This is a genomic window from Candidatus Chlorobium masyuteum (genome assembly GCF_011601315.1).
In the GTDB taxonomy this organism is placed as follows: domain Bacteria; phylum Bacteroidota; class Chlorobiia; order Chlorobiales; family Chlorobiaceae; genus Chlorobium; species Chlorobium masyuteum.
On sequence record NZ_JAAORA010000001.1, the window covers coordinates 630,345 to 645,553 of the forward strand.

General features: G+C 50.7%; 14 protein-coding genes and 1 tRNA gene. 7 read left to right on the forward strand and 8 right to left on the reverse strand.

The genetic code is table 11. The annotated features are described in order from the left end of the window. Positions 1–4: 4 nt before the first annotated feature. The 3 genes from G9409_RS02990 to pyrF form a co-directional block, all read right to left on the reverse strand. Positions 5–946, reverse strand: a complete 942-nt coding sequence (locus G9409_RS02990) for a TIGR01777 family oxidoreductase (protein ID WP_166807326.1) — start codon at positions 944–946, stop codon at positions 5–7. 182 nt (positions 947–1,128) lie between these two features. After that, positions 1,129–2,973, reverse strand: a complete 1,845-nt coding sequence (gene glmS / locus G9409_RS02995; protein WP_166807327.1) for a glutamine--fructose-6-phosphate transaminase (isomerizing) — start codon at positions 2,971–2,973, stop codon at positions 1,129–1,131. A gap of 116 nt (positions 2,974–3,089) precedes the next feature. Next, positions 3,090–3,926 carry an orotidine-5'-phosphate decarboxylase gene (gene pyrF, locus G9409_RS03000; protein WP_166807328.1) on the reverse strand — a complete coding sequence of 279 codons (837 nt, stop codon included), beginning with the start codon at positions 3,924–3,926 and terminating at the stop codon, positions 3,090–3,092. Positions 3,927–4,181: 255 nt separating this feature from the next. Here pyrF and ftsH point away from each other — a divergent pair, with 255 nt between their 5' ends. Together ftsH and G9409_RS03010 are read left to right on the forward strand one after the other, a co-directional pair. After that, positions 4,182–6,287 (forward strand): ATP-dependent zinc metalloprotease FtsH, encoded by a 2,106-nt coding sequence (gene ftsH, locus G9409_RS03005; RefSeq protein WP_166807329.1) that lies wholly within the window; start codon positions 4,182–4,184, stop codon positions 6,285–6,287. A 12-nt stretch (positions 6,288–6,299) separates the two neighbouring features. After that, positions 6,300–6,575, forward strand: coding sequence for an acylphosphatase (locus tag G9409_RS03010; protein WP_166807330.1), 276 nt, complete (start codon positions 6,300–6,302; stop codon positions 6,573–6,575). Between the two features lie 69 nt (positions 6,576–6,644). Here the strand turns inward: G9409_RS03010 and G9409_RS03015 are convergent. After that, positions 6,645–6,718, reverse strand: a tRNA-Val gene (locus G9409_RS03015). Positions 6,719–6,970: 252 nt separating this feature from the next. Here G9409_RS03015 and dxr point away from each other — a divergent pair. The 5 genes from dxr (at position 6,971) to G9409_RS03040 (ending at position 11,914) form a co-directional block, all read left to right on the forward strand. Then, positions 6,971–8,119: a 1-deoxy-D-xylulose-5-phosphate reductoisomerase gene (gene dxr, locus G9409_RS03020; RefSeq protein ID WP_166807331.1), complete on the forward strand. Its 1,149-nt coding sequence runs from the start codon at positions 6,971–6,973 to the stop codon at positions 8,117–8,119. Positions 8,120–8,198: 79 nt separating this feature from the next. Beyond that, a complete protein-coding gene (gene rseP / locus G9409_RS03025) occupies positions 8,199–9,560 on the forward strand; it encodes an RIP metalloprotease RseP (RefSeq protein WP_166807332.1) in 1,362 nt (453 codons plus the stop codon). Positions 9,561–9,578: 18 nt separating this feature from the next. Beyond that, positions 9,579–10,652: a peptide chain release factor 1 gene (prfA, locus tag G9409_RS03030; RefSeq protein ID WP_166807333.1), complete on the forward strand. Its 1,074-nt coding sequence runs from the start codon at positions 9,579–9,581 to the stop codon at positions 10,650–10,652. A 119-nt stretch (positions 10,653–10,771) separates the two neighbouring features. Further along, a complete protein-coding gene (locus G9409_RS03035) occupies positions 10,772–11,383 on the forward strand; it encodes a hypothetical protein (protein ID WP_166807334.1) in 612 nt (203 codons plus the stop codon). 15 nt (positions 11,384–11,398) lie between these two features. Continuing rightward, a complete protein-coding gene (locus G9409_RS03040) occupies positions 11,399–11,914 on the forward strand; it encodes a nitroreductase family protein (RefSeq protein WP_166807335.1) in 516 nt (171 codons plus the stop codon). A 55-nt stretch (positions 11,915–11,969) separates the two neighbouring features. On the opposite strand, the gene G9409_RS03045 is transcribed toward G9409_RS03040, so the two are convergent. From G9409_RS03045 to G9409_RS03060, 4 genes are all read right to left on the reverse strand, one after another. Then, positions 11,970–12,824 (reverse strand): CPBP family intramembrane glutamic endopeptidase, encoded by an 855-nt coding sequence (locus G9409_RS03045; RefSeq protein WP_166807336.1) that lies wholly within the window; start codon positions 12,822–12,824, stop codon positions 11,970–11,972. Positions 12,825–12,848: 24 nt separating this feature from the next. Beyond that, a complete protein-coding gene (locus G9409_RS03050) occupies positions 12,849–13,334 on the reverse strand; it encodes a GyrI-like domain-containing protein (protein ID WP_166807337.1) in 486 nt (161 codons plus the stop codon). A gap of 12 nt (positions 13,335–13,346) precedes the next feature. Next, positions 13,347–13,793: a phage tail protein gene (locus tag G9409_RS03055; protein WP_166807338.1), complete on the reverse strand. Its 447-nt coding sequence runs from the start codon at positions 13,791–13,793 to the stop codon at positions 13,347–13,349. A gap of 195 nt (positions 13,794–13,988) precedes the next feature. After that, positions 13,989–15,191 (reverse strand): radical SAM protein, encoded by a 1,203-nt coding sequence (locus tag G9409_RS03060; protein WP_166807339.1) that lies wholly within the window; start codon positions 15,189–15,191, stop codon positions 13,989–13,991. Positions 15,192–15,209 lie beyond the last annotated feature (18 nt).

Below are 15,209 nucleotides of genomic sequence, written 5' to 3' on the forward strand. Positions count from 1 at the left end.
ACCACTATTTCTGATTGTCGATCAGCTCTCTCAGCGCGGCGGCAAGGCCGGTATAGCTGAAAACAAAACCATGGTCAAGCAGAAAACCGGGTTTGACTTTCTGGCCTTTTACGGCGTACTCAGCCCCCTCTCCAAGAAGAAGCTGGACCGCAGCCTTCGGTACCGGAAAAAGGGATGGCCTGCCGAGAACCGCTCCAAGCTGAGCAGCAAACTCTTTCATGGTAACAGGTTCAGGACTGACTGCGTTTATCGCTCCCCTGTATGCAGGGTTATCAAGTGCCTCAATAATGCAGGCAATCTCGTCATCAATGTGAATCCAGGAAATGCACTGGAGGCCGGAACCTACAGGCCCGCCAAGAAACCAGGAGAACGGGGTAATCATCTTCTGCAGCATCCCCCCTTTGGTAGAAAGGACTATTCCGGTTCTCAGCAGCACAAGACGCACTCCTGTTTTTTCGGCAGCGTGCGCCTCCTTTTCCCAGTCAATACAGATTTTTGCAAGAAAATCACTTCCCTGGGGAGCAGATTCAAACAAATCGGAAGTATCGGCGCACCGCTCAAATGAACCATAGTAACCAATCGCCGTTGCGGAAATAAAAACCCCCGGCTTTTCCTCTGCACCGGCAATCGCCGAAACAATGTGGCGGGTACCTGAAATTCTGGAATTATAACACTCCTTCTTGTGCTCGTCACTCCAGCGGCTTTCAAGAAGCGGCTTTCCTGCAAGGTGAATCACACCTTTTGCTCCGCTGATAAAGCCGGTCCACGCGCCATCCGCCATATCCGAGTCCCACCTGACATATCCGGCAGCACCGGGAATTTTTTGTTCAGCAGTATCCGGCGAGCGGACAAACAGAACAACCTTCTCTCCCCGCTCAATCAACTGCTGAGCAAGCTCAACACCGATCACACCGGTAGCTCCGGTAATAACAATATGACCCTGCATGCCTCCGTCCAGTTAAATGATTAGAATTGCACTCCCTGTCCCTGAGCAGTATTGGAACGGGCAACTACCGATAATAATTCCCGTATAGCATTCGGATAAAAACAAGAAAGCCGGGAGCAGGGGACTACCCTTCCCGGCTTTCTACCGTCAAAATACCTGCTCTCCTCTCTGAAGAAGCATCATTACTCCACGGTCACCGATTTGGCGAGGTTTCTCGGGCGGTCAACATTGCAGCCGCGAAGCGTCGCGATATGATAGGCAAGCAGCTGCAGAGGAATTACCGTCAGGAGCGGCGTAATCGGGCCTGACGCCTGGGGAATATAGATAACATGCTCGGCCAGGCGGGCAACCTCCTTGTCACCCTCGCTGGCAATAGCGATGACCCTTCCTTTACGGCTGCGAACCTCTTCGATATTGCTCAGAATTTTGGCATAGGTGCTGTCGCGGGTGGCAATGAAAATAACCGGCATATCCTCGTCAATCAGGGCGATCGGCCCGTGTTTCATCTCTGCGGCAGGGTAGCCTTCCGCATGGATATAGGAGATCTCCTTGAGCTTGAGTGCCCCTTCAAGTGCAACCGGAAAGTTATAGCCGCGCCCGAGATAGAGAAAGTTCTTTGCATCCTTGAACCGTTCTGCTATATCCCGAATCTGACTGTCAAGATTGAGAATCCTGTCAGCCTTTGCCGGCAGATCCGCCAACTCCGTAAGGTTCAGGATAATTTCATCGTGGGAGATAGTCCGCCCTTTACTGAGCGCCATGGCAAGCATATAGAGCATGATCACCTGGGCCGTAAACGCTTTGGTTGAGGCGACACCGACTTCCGGACCCGCATGCGTATACATACCACAAAGGGTTTCACGGGCAATAGTGGAGCCTACAACGTTGCAGATACCCATAACAAGAGCACCTTTCTCCTTTGCCGTTCGCAGAGCCGCCAGCGTATCGGCAGTTTCACCCGACTGGGAGATAACGATCACAACATCATCTTTACCGACAATCGGATTACGATACCTGAACTCCGAAGCATAGTCAACCTCAACAGGAATCCGGGCAAACTCCTCGATAAGGTACTCACCGATCAGGCCTGCATGCCAGCTCGTTCCGCAGGCGCATATTACAATCCTCTTGGCCTGTTTAAGGCGGTCGAGATAATCCTCAATTCCGCCAAGACAGACTCGTCCCTCTTCAAGACGAACACGTCCTCTCATCACATCATGCATGACGCTCGGCTGCTCAAAGATCTCCTTGAGCATGAAATGTTCGAAACCGCCTTTCTCTATCTTTTCCAGGGAAAAATCAAGTTCGGTAACCAGCTTTTCCTGTTCGACATTCTCGATTGTCTTGACCGAATAACCCTCCTTGGTCACCACGGCAAGCTCTCCGTCAGAGAGGTAAACGACCTTATTGGTATGCTCGACGATAGGTGCCGCATCGGATGCGATGAAAAACTCCCCTTCGCCGATACCGATCACCAGAGGACTGCCCTTGCGTGCAACAACAATCCTGTCGGGCTCACGCGATGAGATCACACAGAGACCGTAGGCTCCGTCAACATGACGAAGCGCCGTGCGGGTCGCTGACTCAAGATCAAGGGATGCATCTTTTTTCCATAACCAGTCGATAAGATGAACAAGCACCTCTGAATCCGTATCGCTGATAAACAGATAACCCTCGGAGATGAGCTCCTGCTTGAGGGCCGAGTAATTTTCGATAATACCGTTATGAATAACGGCAATATCCCCGGCGGCATTCAAATGGGGATGTGCATTGCGGTCACTCGGATCACCATGGGTCGCCCAGCGGGTATGGCCTATACCAATCGTCGCACCCGGCATCTTTTCCCTGAGCTTGGCAGTATCGGTTTCCAGACCGCTGACATTGCCCTTCTGCTTCATAACTGAAATGGTGCCGTTCAGGAGGGCGATTCCCGCCGAATCATAACCACGATATTCAAGTCTTTTCAAGCCCTTTAAAAGTACAGGAGCAGCTTCCTGCCAGCCTATATAACCAACAATTCCACACATAGTACTCTGTTTTTTAACTCTCTTTGTTACCCGCAATAATACATCGGAAATGAACGTTGCGGTCTTTTCTATCAATAGAACAATATAAAATGATTCCGGTTCAAACGCATCGCCGCCTATAAAACACGCCGCATACCATCGTAAATCTTCTTCGCTTCTTCAGCGACAGCGAGTTCATAGTCATCAATGGATAAAAACAACCCCGAGCCTGAAACTTCGGGATAGATAAGCGCACGGCTGACGTTGATCAGCGCACTTTGACGATCGGCATCAACGCCAAGATCCACTGCTTCTTCAAGAGATCCTCCCTGGGCGCCAACTCCGGGAATAAGAAAAAAAAGACCCGGTGCCTCACGACGAATCTCGCCAAGCTGCGAACTTTTTGTCGCCCCCACAACAATACCTGCATTGGCATTTCGGCTCCAGGACTCCACTTTACCAAGAACAGACCGGTAGAGTGGCGTGCCATCCTGCATCAACTTCTCCTCAAAATCAGCCGACCCCTCATTTGAGGTAAGGCAAAGAACAAAAACCAGCTTCTCCTCATAGGAAAAAAAAGGCTCAAGGGAATCAAACCCCATATACGGGGCTACCGTCACCGCATCAAAAGGCCAGTGTTCAAAAAATGCCCGGGCGTACTTTCTGCTGGTATTGCCGATATCAGCACGCTTGGCATCGGCAATAGTCATAATGGCATCAGGAATAGAGGCGAGCGTGTTTTCCATATCCTGCAAGCCGGAAATACCCCTTGCTTCGTAAAAAGCGGTATTGATCTTGTAAGCGACTGCTACATCACTGGTTGCCCTTATAATAGCACGATTAAACTCAAGAACCGGATTTGCGTAGGCCGAAAAAAGATCGGGGATTTTATCAGGATCGCTGTCCAGCCCGACACAAAGGAGAGATTTCAACGATGATATCCGGCGGTTTGCCTTATCCCGAACTGAACTCATAAGCACCCTCTCTCACGTTTTGTAATAATCCGGAACGCACCTTCTTCGGCAGGGAAAACTGCATGGAATGAAGAGATCCGGGTATGAAACCCGCGCTGGGAATGAAACTTATAGCCGCAGGAATACATTTTAAGAGTTGTAATATATAATATGTTTTCTTGCGATATGCTTCATTAAATGAAAGAATCCCGTAAATTAAAGGCCATTAATACCCTGAGAAGCAAGGCCTGTCATTATAACCATGATTGTTGATTGATGTCAAAAAAAACGAGTAGACCTTCAAATCCCTATAAAAACGAACCGGAAAGCAACCTGCCGCGGCCGAAATTCTCGATAATGTACTATGTGGTTGTTATTGTTCTTCTCATCGGAATTCAGCTTGCCTTTTTCTGGTCAGGCTCCACGCAGGAAATCCCGTACAGCACATTCCGCAAACTTATCGCTGAAAACAAAATTGAATCGGTCAAGATAGCACCGGAAAGAATATATCTCAAGCTCAAACCGGGTTCGGTTACAGGTGTTGCAGTCAAGGAACCGAAAAAAGAGGGGCCGGGGATCCTGCCCCAGTCATCTTCGAAGCCGGATGAAATTTTCGTTAATCCGGTACGCGATGACGGCCTGATTGAGCTGCTCGAAAGTAAGGGAATCAAATACCAGGGTTTGCCAAGCAGCACCTGGATCAGCGAACTGCTGCAATGGATTCTCCCGTTCGCCCTGCTTCTCGGCATCTACTTTTTTGTATTCCGTCGTATGGGCGGGCCGGGCTCACAGTTCATGAATATCAGCAAAAACAAGGCGGCTCTTTATGAAAACCTGGATGAGCATACCCGCATAACATTCAAGGATGTAGCCGGACTCGATGAGGCAAAAGCCGAAGTCATGGAGGTAGTCGATTTCCTCAAGGATCCGAAAAAGTATACAACGCTCGGCGGCAAGCTACCGAAAGGGGTGCTGCTTGTGGGCCCTCCCGGAACCGGCAAAACCCTTCTTGCCAAAGCCGTAGCCGGAGAAGCCGATGTGCCGTTTTTCAGCATCAGCGGCTCGGATTTTGTTGAGATGTTTGTCGGTGTCGGTGCCGCAAGAGTCCGGGACCTTTTCAAGCAGGCCAAGGAGAAAGCCCCCTGTATCATCTTTATTGATGAAATTGATGCTGTGGGCCGTAGCCGGGGCAAAGGCGCCATGATGGGCGCCAATGACGAAAGGGAGAACACCCTCAACCAGCTTCTGGTGGAAATGGACGGATTTGCAACCGACAAGGGGGTAATCCTGATGGCTGCAACCAACCGGCCCGACGTGCTCGATTCCGCCCTGCTCAGGCCCGGCCGTTTTGACCGTCAGATCATGGTCGATAAACCGGATCTGAAAGGACGTATCGATATTTTCAAGGTGCACACCAAAAAGCTTTCGCTCTCTGCAGATGTCAATCTGAAGGCACTCGCCTCGCAGACTCCGGGATTTGCCGGTGCGGAAATTGCCAATGCTGCAAATGAAGCCGCCCTGCTTGCCTCACGCCGAAACAAGCAGAGCATTGAAATGAAAGATTTTGAAGATGCCATCGAACGGGTTGTGGCCGGACTTGAGAAAAAGAACAAGGTGATCAACCCGCGTGAAAAGCAGATCGTAGCCTATCATGAAGCGGGCCATGCCATTGTCGGCTGGATGATGCCGGAGAACGATCCGGTGCAGAAAATATCCATCGTTCCTCGAGGAATGAGCGCACTCGGCTATACCATGAATATCCCGCTTGAAGATCGTTATCTCATGACAAAAAACGAGCTTCTTGCGCGAATCTGCAGTCTTCTCGGAGGCCGCATTGCCGAACAGATCATCTTCAATGAAATTTCGACCGGAGCACAGAATGACCTTGAAAAAGTCACCAGTATAGCCTACAACATGGTGATGGTTTACGGCATGAGTGACAAGCTCGGCAACCTCTCCTTCTTTGAGAGCAACAACCCTTACTACGGCAGCCCCGGCATAGACAAAAAGTACAGTGAAGAGACCGCACGGCTTATCGACAGAGAGGTCATGGCTATCGTCGAAGAGTCCCGTATCAAAGTCACGGAACTCCTTACCCGGAACCGCGAAAAACTTGAAAAACTCGCCTCTGAACTGCTGCTGAAGGAGATGCTGCAGTACAATCAGATCGAGGAGATTCTCGGGAAACGACCTGAGGGACTTTTTCCTGTACATCTCGAAGAGGAGCTCCTCCCGGACATTGATGAAGAGAGCGTTGAAAAGGACACCTCGCCGAAAGAATCGGCTGCAAATGGTTCTGCGCCTCTCAGCGATACCGAGCAGGCTGAACTTGAAGCCGCTGTCGCACGACTCAAAGAGGCTCGAAACATACCGGAAAACTGAGCATTCAGGTTTATGCAGAAAAGGATGCATTTGACCGTCTCCGGTCTTGTACAAGGAGTTGGGTTCCGAATGTTCATTGACCGGGTTGCCAATGAGCTCAATCTGCATGGCTGGGTAAAAAACAGGCCCGACGGCACCGTTGAAATCGAGGCTCAGGGAGCAGAGGAAAAGCTTGATGAGCTTTTCAGACGGGCAGAAAAAGGGCCCTCCCGCGCCCGGGTCACCGGAATAAAACGAATGGAGATGGCGCCGGACCACTCGTTTTGCGGCTTTACCGTTTTGCTGTAACCGAACTGAAAAAATGGCAATAAAAAAGGCAGGAGATCTCCTGCCTTTTTTATCATGTAGTGATGAGTGTGGGTCCCGAGGGATTCGAACCCCCGACCTACTGGGTGTAAACCAGCCGCTCTAACCAACTGAGCTAGGAACCCGTGAAAGGCCATAAGTATAGTATAAATTCCCCGGAAGAACAAATAGAAAAATCACACAGAGCAAGCTCTCCATTCCGGCTATTTGTATGCCTTCACGAAAAAGCATAAATTCAGGCCAACCAAGTTATTACTCAAGGGTCCCCCTGTTTATTGTCATGCATCCTGACCTGGTCGGGAGAATGAAGCAATCAACGTGCAAAACAAATAAATTGCAGGACCAGTATAAAGCGGCAACCTTTTTTCTTCATCATTATGCGATCAATAGCCATTCTCGGCTCTACCGGCTCCATCGGTGTCAGTACCCTTGATGTTGTAAGACAGCACCCGGATAAATTCAACGTAACCGGCCTTGCCGCTGGCCGTGATATAACGCTGCTTGCTGAACAGATCAGGGAGTTCAGGCCTGAAGCGGTTTCTGTAAGGGATGAAGAGTCCATAGCAAAACTGCATGCCCTTCTGGGAGAGTACAAACCTTCTATTTTGTCAGGCAGTGAAGGTGCTTCAGCCATTGCCTCCGCAGATGGACCGGATATGGTTGTGTCGGCTATTGTCGGTGCAGCAGGCCTGCTGCCTACGGTAAGCGCCATAAAGGCCGGAAAACATATCGCTCTGGCCAACAAGGAGACGCTTGTGGTCGCGGGTCAACTGGTATCTGATCTTGTAAAAAAGTATAAGGTGCAGCTTCTGCCCGTTGACAGTGAGCACTCAGCCATTTTCCAGTCGCTTGAAGGTCACCGCACCGAGGATGTCGAACGCATCATTCTGACCGCTTCAGGCGGGCCATTCCGGAATACATCAGCTGAAGAGCTGAAAAACGTCGGCCTCGAACAGGCCCTGAAACATCCCCAGTGGAGCATGGGAGCAAAAATCACCATTGACTCCGCAACCATGATGAACAAAGGCCTTGAAGTAATTGAAGCTCACTGGCTCTTTAATATGCCTGCCGAAAAAATTGGTGTTGTGGTTCATCCCCAGAGTATCATTCACTCCATGGTTGAATATATAGACGGATGCGTCATTGCCCAGTTGGGGGCACCCGACATGCGCGCTCCGATTGCCTATGCCCTCTCATACCCGGAAAGGTGCATAAGCGGCATCCAGAAACTGGATCTGATAAAAATCGGAACGCTGACGTTTGAGGAACCCGATATGGTGCGATTCCCTGCGCTTCGACTTGCATTTGATGCCTTGAAAGCCGGCCGCACCTACCCGGCAGTGCTGAATGCGGCCAATGAGATTGCTGTAGCCGCTTTTCTTGATAAAAAAATCGCTTTTGTCGATATTGCCGCCACAGTCGAAAAAACCATGCAGGCCCACGATGCATTTACACCGGTCGAACTTGACGAGTACCTGATGGCTGACCGCTGGGCCAGGGATACAGCAACCAAATTTATCTCATAACCGAGTAAACCAACAAGAGCACACAATTCGCCCATAAACGAGGGGCAGATGGTGAGCTCTCCTGAAACGAAGGATACCTATGGACATTCTGAGTACTGCATTTTTTTTCATTCTCGCCATCTTCATTCTGGTAACGGCCCATGAACTCGGCCATTTTCTGACGGCGAAACTCTTCGGCATGAGGGTCGACAAATTTTACATCGGATTCGATTTTTTCGACATGCGGCTCTGGAAAAAGAAGATCGGAGAGACTGAATACGGCATTGGCGTCTTTCCCCTCGGCGGTTATGTCAAGATTGCCGGTATGGTCGATGAAAGCCTCGATACAAACTTTCAGAACACAAAGCCGGAACCATGGGAGTTCCGCGCAAAACCGGCATGGCAGCGACTGATTGTGCTTGCAGGCGGAGTAGCCATGAACATGATTCTTGCTACCCTTATCTTTATCGGTCTTACCCTTGTTCTCGGCGAATCAAGGACAAGCATCAACAGCCCGGCTTTCGTTGAGAAGGGCTCGGTTTTTGAAGCGATGGGCATGAAAACCGGCGACCGGTTTGTACTGGTGAACGGCAGATCCCTGCCAAGCTGGGAAGAGGTGCTGGATCCTGAACTGCTGACCGCCCGAACACTCGCCTATACGATTGATCGCGACGGGAAAAACATCACCATCAATGCGCCGTCGAACATCATGTCGCGCATCAACGATCAGCAGGGGCTCGGCATCCGGCCTACCATCCCGCCGGTCATTGACGAAACGCTGGCGCAGCAGCCTGCAAGTCTGGCAGGAATAAAATCCGGCGGACTCATTACCGCCATCAATGGATTCCCGGTCACAGACTGGACCGAAGTTGTCGGAATCATCTCCGCAAATGCCTCCAAACCCATCAGCATTACCTGGTACTATATGGAACCTGTGCAGGGCAGAGAGATCAGTGCCGAAAAACTTCGCACTGAAGGCCGCGCATTTGTAACCACTGTAGTGCCGAGCAAAGCCGGAAAAATAGGTATTTCACTCAAACAAACAATCGCAAGTGAACGAAGAAAACTCGGCGTTGGCGGCTCAATACTCAGCGGTATCAACCAGAGCTGGAAAATGAGCGTCATGACCGTCCAGGGATTTGCAAAAATTTTCTCCGGAGAGGAGGATTTCCGCAAATCGGTAGGAGGCCCCATCAAGATTGCCAAAATCGCCAGCAGAAGCGCTGAACAGGGCCCGGTCAGCTTCCTTTATTTTCTCTCAATGCTCTCGATCTCGCTTGCAATCATCAATATTCTGCCGGTTCCTGCGCTTGACGGCGGCCAGTTTGTGCTCAACGCCGTGGAAGGGATTATTGGACGGGAATTACCTTTCGAGGTAAAGATGCGTATTCAGCAGATCGGCATGGCACTTTTGCTGGCACTCTTTGCATTCATTCTCATCAACGATATTTTCAATCCCTGAGCCTGACAGCCCGACCCGATGCTTGATAAACTGCAATCCATAAAAGAAAAACATCTCGATCTTGAACAGTTGCTGGCTGATCCGAATGCAGCAACTGATCAGGCCCGATTCAGAAAACTCAACAAGGAGTACAGCGACCTCCGGGAGATCGTGCAGGCCTATGATACCTATGGCCAGGCAAAAACAGAGCTTGATCAATCGAGAAAGCTGCTGGACAGCGAAAGCGATCCGGAGATGCGGGAGCTTGTCCAGTCGGAAATCAGCGAACTCCAGAAAAGGCTGCCGGAACTTGAGCAGCATCTGAAGGTTCTGCTTCTGCCGAAGGATGAAGCAGATTCACGTAACGTTATCGTCGAAATCAGGGCCGGTACCGGTGGTGAGGAGGCTGCACTGTTTGCGGCTGATATCCTGCGAATGTATCAGCGCTATGCCGAAAAACAGGGCTGGAAGTGTGAAGTCCTTCACTACAATGAAAGCTCCATGCCGGGAGGATTCCGCGAAATCACGCTCGAAGTGAGCGGCCACGATGTCTACGGTACCATGAAATACGAGAGCGGAGTACACCGTGTACAGCGCGTCCCCGACACGGAGACGCAGGGTCGAATCCACACTTCGGCCGTAAGCGTTGCCGTACTGCCGGAGGCCGAAGAGGTCGATGTAGAGATCCGCAGGGAGGATCTCCGTTTCGACACCTACAGAAGCGGAGGAAAAGGAGGCCAGAACGTCAACAAGGTGGAGACCGCAGTCCGGATCACGCATATGCCTACCGGAATTGTCTCTGCCTGTCAGGAGGAGCGCTCCCAGCTCCAGAACAAGGAGCGGGCCATGAAAATGCTCCGAACAAAACTCTACGACATCCTGCTTGCCGAGCAGATACAGCAACGGGCGGACCTTCGCCGCTCAATGGTCACAACCGGTGACCGAAGCGCCAAGATCCGCACCTACAACTATCCGCAATCGCGTGTAACCGATCACCGGATAGGATTTACGAGCCATGCCCTTCCGCAGATTCTGCAGGGTGAAATTCAGGACATTATCGATGCCCTCAAAATGCATGACCAGGCCGAACGACTGAAAGCTGAACTGCAATGAGAAATCATCATTTCAGCGAATAGAGATTTTCATCTCAACTCTTTATATTTTTCCCGGTGCTTCCCCGGTAAAAACGGCACCGGCACTCTGCCCTAAACAAAACCTGTGGGACTCTGACAATGGAAATGGATGCGACTGGAATCAGCAAAGGCAACTGGATTTTTTACGGGGAATTTGACCGGACAGCCGCCTATCTTTCCGACCAGAAAAAAATACTCGGCTTCAACCCTTTCTGCCACAGCGTTGAGCATACCGATGTAGAAAACGTCTACAGATGGCATTTCCGCGTTACCGATCCCCAGAACAACCCCTTCGATGTCATCTTTTATGTCGAACAGACCGATGAACTGCTCGTAGAGCTGCCCGACAATATCGAGTGCTCTGACCCGGACAATCTGACCGATGAGATGATCTCGCGCTATACGGTCGGAAGAAAGGTCCACTGGAAGCACTACCCTATGCCGAAGCAGGCTGATGATCCCGAAAACTACCTCTTCGTAGGCAAAGCTTCAGGAAAGCTTGATATGTTTCGCCAGGAGGGCAATAAAACAAAAGTCCACTTTGAATTGCAAATTGATGTCCGCTTTCTGCTCTACCCTGCATTCCGGATCATCCCGAAAAAAATTACCCGCTCCATGATCAACGCCGGAATGTCCATGATTATGCAGACCTCCACAAACCGGATATTCAGCGCCATTTCAAAAGACTTTGTAAAGATCGTGCATCTATAATGAGGAGAACGGCCAATGGACTTTTATGATCTCGTTACCAGGCGCAGCAGTATCCGAAGCTTTGACGCCAATAAAGCCATTCCCGAAGAGGTACTCCAGAGAATTCTCAACGCCGGAAGAGTGGCTCCATCGGCTAAAAACCTTCAGCCATGGCGCTTTCTTGTGGTAAGATCACCGGAACTGCTTAAAAAAATCTACCCGGCCTATCCCCGCGACTGGATCCAGAGCGCACCCGCGCTGCTCATTGTTACCGGCAGGCGCGATCAGGCATGGGTGCGCAGCAGGGACGGTTACAACTCCCTCGAAACCGACCTCACCATTGCGATGGATCACCTGATCCTTGCCGCAACATGGGAAGGTATCGGCACCTGCTGGATTGCTGCCTTTGACCCCGCAATCCTTCATGATGCGCTCCAGCTGGACGCAGGTGACGAGATCTTTGCCTTCACCCCACTCGGCTACCCCGCAAAGGATGCGGCACCCATGCAAAAAAACCGCAAAGCGCTGGACGAGATTGTAGAGTTTTTGTAAAAAACAGCATGGAATTCCCGGCTCAACTCTTCATCTTCCATAACTCCTATAGGGCCTATCCCTTTCCCTTTCGAAACCGGTAGAGGCCTAACCCGACAGCACAGTTCAGCACGATGCTGACAATGGAGCCCGGAGCCGGAGAAACGACGATATCCGAACCGGGAACTACCCTGATAAAATCATGAAGCAGCAGCGGGCTACCAACCGCGTTGCTGACGGTATGCAGAAGCAGCAAAGGCCATACAGAACCGGTCAAGAGCCTGATCTCCCCGTAAACCAGAGACATGGCGATAACTCCGGCAAAGAGCATGGGGAAAAAGAGCGCTGGCCCCTGTGAATTGTATGCAGCAAAGGATGCCCGGTCCAGAAAGAAAAGATAGTAGGGAATATGCCAGGCCGCCCAGACCGCACCCACCAGAACATGACCGACCAGATCATGCACTCCCAGCGAAGAGATCCTCGGGGCGAGATAGCCGCGCCAGGCAAACTCCTCAAATATGTTCTTGACAAACGACGGCAAAAGAGCTATCAGAAAGAGGTGCAGAAAAACACCGGCTTTGTCGGGCGAAACATCAGGTAATGTGGTCAGCCCGGTTACAACCCCTATAAAGACAATAAGTACCGCAGAAAGGGGAAACAGAACCAGACTCAGGAGATACCATCCGGCACTCTGTTTCAGCTCCGGCCGCAAGCCGAAATCCTTCCAGCCATCACCGCCAAAGCTCCGCAAAAACAGTGCTGTCAAAAGCGGTGCAACAATCCAGAGAAGCTGGCCCGCGCCTTCCACACCTGCTGGAATGCCTGATATCGCATCCAGCCCCCGACCAATCCACCCGATTGTAATAGCGACAAACGCAAATATCCACAGATTACGGGTCGTGGATCTCTTGCTTTGCCTTCTGGTGCTCATGTTACAGGTTTTGATGGTAAAAGGTTATGCATCCGGAGAGCACGCTTTCATAATTGAGATCCATATCTCTACTTCACCCGAACCGGTGCGGATATCAAATCGCTGATCATAAACCTCAAAATCGGGCTTATGCGCCGACAGGTAACCCCCGTTCGGAAGCCACTTGTGCAGGATGCGCTCCCATGTTGCCCGAATGGTCGAGACCTGACCCTGATGCACGAAAACAGCATACTCCTCTTCCAGAATGCGCATCCTGCCCAGCTCGGAGGGAAGTCCGGCAAAGGAGTCAACCTCTACACCGCTCATATACTCGATGCCCTCGGCATCATGACCACACATAACGCCATAACAGGTAATTCCGAGTTGACCGGGTACCCGGCCAATCGCACGGAAATCCTTCCACTGTTCAGGAATGCTCCGTGCTGACTGCGTATAAGCATGATAACGCCTCAACCCGCCAAGTAGCATAGGGCGGCCACGCTCAAAACGTATGGGTTCAAACTTCGGCATGTTTTAACATATTCATTCGATGGTTACTCCCTCATGGGCAAGCTCGATACTCTCGATAGCCACCTCGTTTCCTGAGGCCTTAAGGTCGGGGGATGAGATCTTCACCGGCCATGCGTTGCTCATCTTCCAGACCATAACCGGCTCTCCCTGCTCATCAAGCATGGTGATCGTAACAGGTTTACGCTTGATTGTATTCATCTTCATCTCGCTGAACCAGCTCAAAAGGCTGCGCTCACCCCTGAATACCCCTTTTTTCAGGATCACATGACCTCGACGGATACCGGGCATCTTGATCGTGGCAAAGGTGGATGTGATGGGAGGTTTTTCGCCCTGCCTGTATTCGATGGGCTCTGTCTGCATGTCAAGACCGGTGACCTCCTGAAAGGAAATCCGTACAGTATCAAACGACACCAGAAAGTTAAATCCATTGTACGGAAGCCTTGAACTGTCATCTGCCATAGTGTTGCTAAATCAATAATTTCAAATAAAACCAATCATCAATTGATGTTTTTAACCGGGCTCTCGGCAAAATCCTTACTGCGCGTGTATCTTCGTCAATATAAGGAATACGGATGCTTGTCACTTTTCAGTATAACTGCCTTGACACAAATGAACATGCAAAATCGTCAGCATGGTCAAATCTGGTTGCATCCGTCACCGGCCAAACAGCCGGTCATGAAGCGGGCGGGTAAACTGTTCAACAAAAAGCGCGGTATCGATCTGCCGCTGAAGCATGGCCACCTCCTCTTCGTCAAGAGAGAGCATCTCACCTGTTTTTTTTATCCGGCACACATCATTAAACAGTAGCAGCGCTGAAGCCCTGAGCTGAAGCTGAAGAAATTCGCAGTGATAGGTGGTTTTATGGTTTGCGTCGCCATAGTGCTCAAAATTAAACGCCCGACATTCAGGACAAAGCGGCAGAAGCGGACAGGCTGCGCATGTTTCGGGCTTCAGTTTCTTACGTAAAAGATCAAAAAAGGGCTCCGATCCGTCCCGGGAAAAAGGAATTGCCCGTTCACAGGTGTATTGTTTGCCATCGGTGCCGATGGTTGCCATATTTTTACCGATACCGCACAGATAGGATTCAAGATAGTGGTAGTTTGCAGGAAGCGGCAGGCTTGCCTCAAGCGGAACAAGAAGTGTTGTTCGTGGAATGACCGGATTGTCGGAATAGTAACGGACCAGTTTGTCAAGCTCCCTGCCGAAGGATTGCAGATATGAGTGGCGGCTTGCCGCTCCACCCCATACATCTTCAAAAACCAGGTTCGCCTGGCAAGTGAATCCCTGGTTATCAAGAAACTTGATCCCTTCTGCACAATGCCGTATAGAGGCGGGTCCGATGGTCATTTTCACAGGGACCCGGTAACGCTTTATAAACTCAAGATGAGGTTCAAGCAGGGCGTAGGAATCAGAACGATTGGCGTTATGCATCTCCGGTGTGCCGTCAAGACTCACGGCAAGCGAGACATCGGGATTTTCAAGCAGCCAGCTCCTGATCTCCTCATTCAGGAGGGTGCCGTTGGTTGTAATACCGAAAAGAAGCTTTGCGGGATCCCGTGCTGTTTTGAGCCAGTAGGCACGGGCGGTCTTGGTGAGTTGTTTGATCTTCTCAAACTCAAGCAGCGGTTCTCCACCGAAAAAACGGATTGAGGTATCGGTCGATGGATTTATGCCGTCAATGATGGCAAAAAGAGTCTCCAATGCCCTTTCAGCATCAAGATCACCGCCCTCACGACCCTTCTTCTGATAGCAATAGGCGCACTTGAGGTTGCAACGCTCTGTCATGATAATGTGAACAAGAAAACGGCGTTCCTCTTGCTGTACATTAAACCATGTAGAATTACTCAGTGCCGCCATCCGTTACCCCGGGTGATC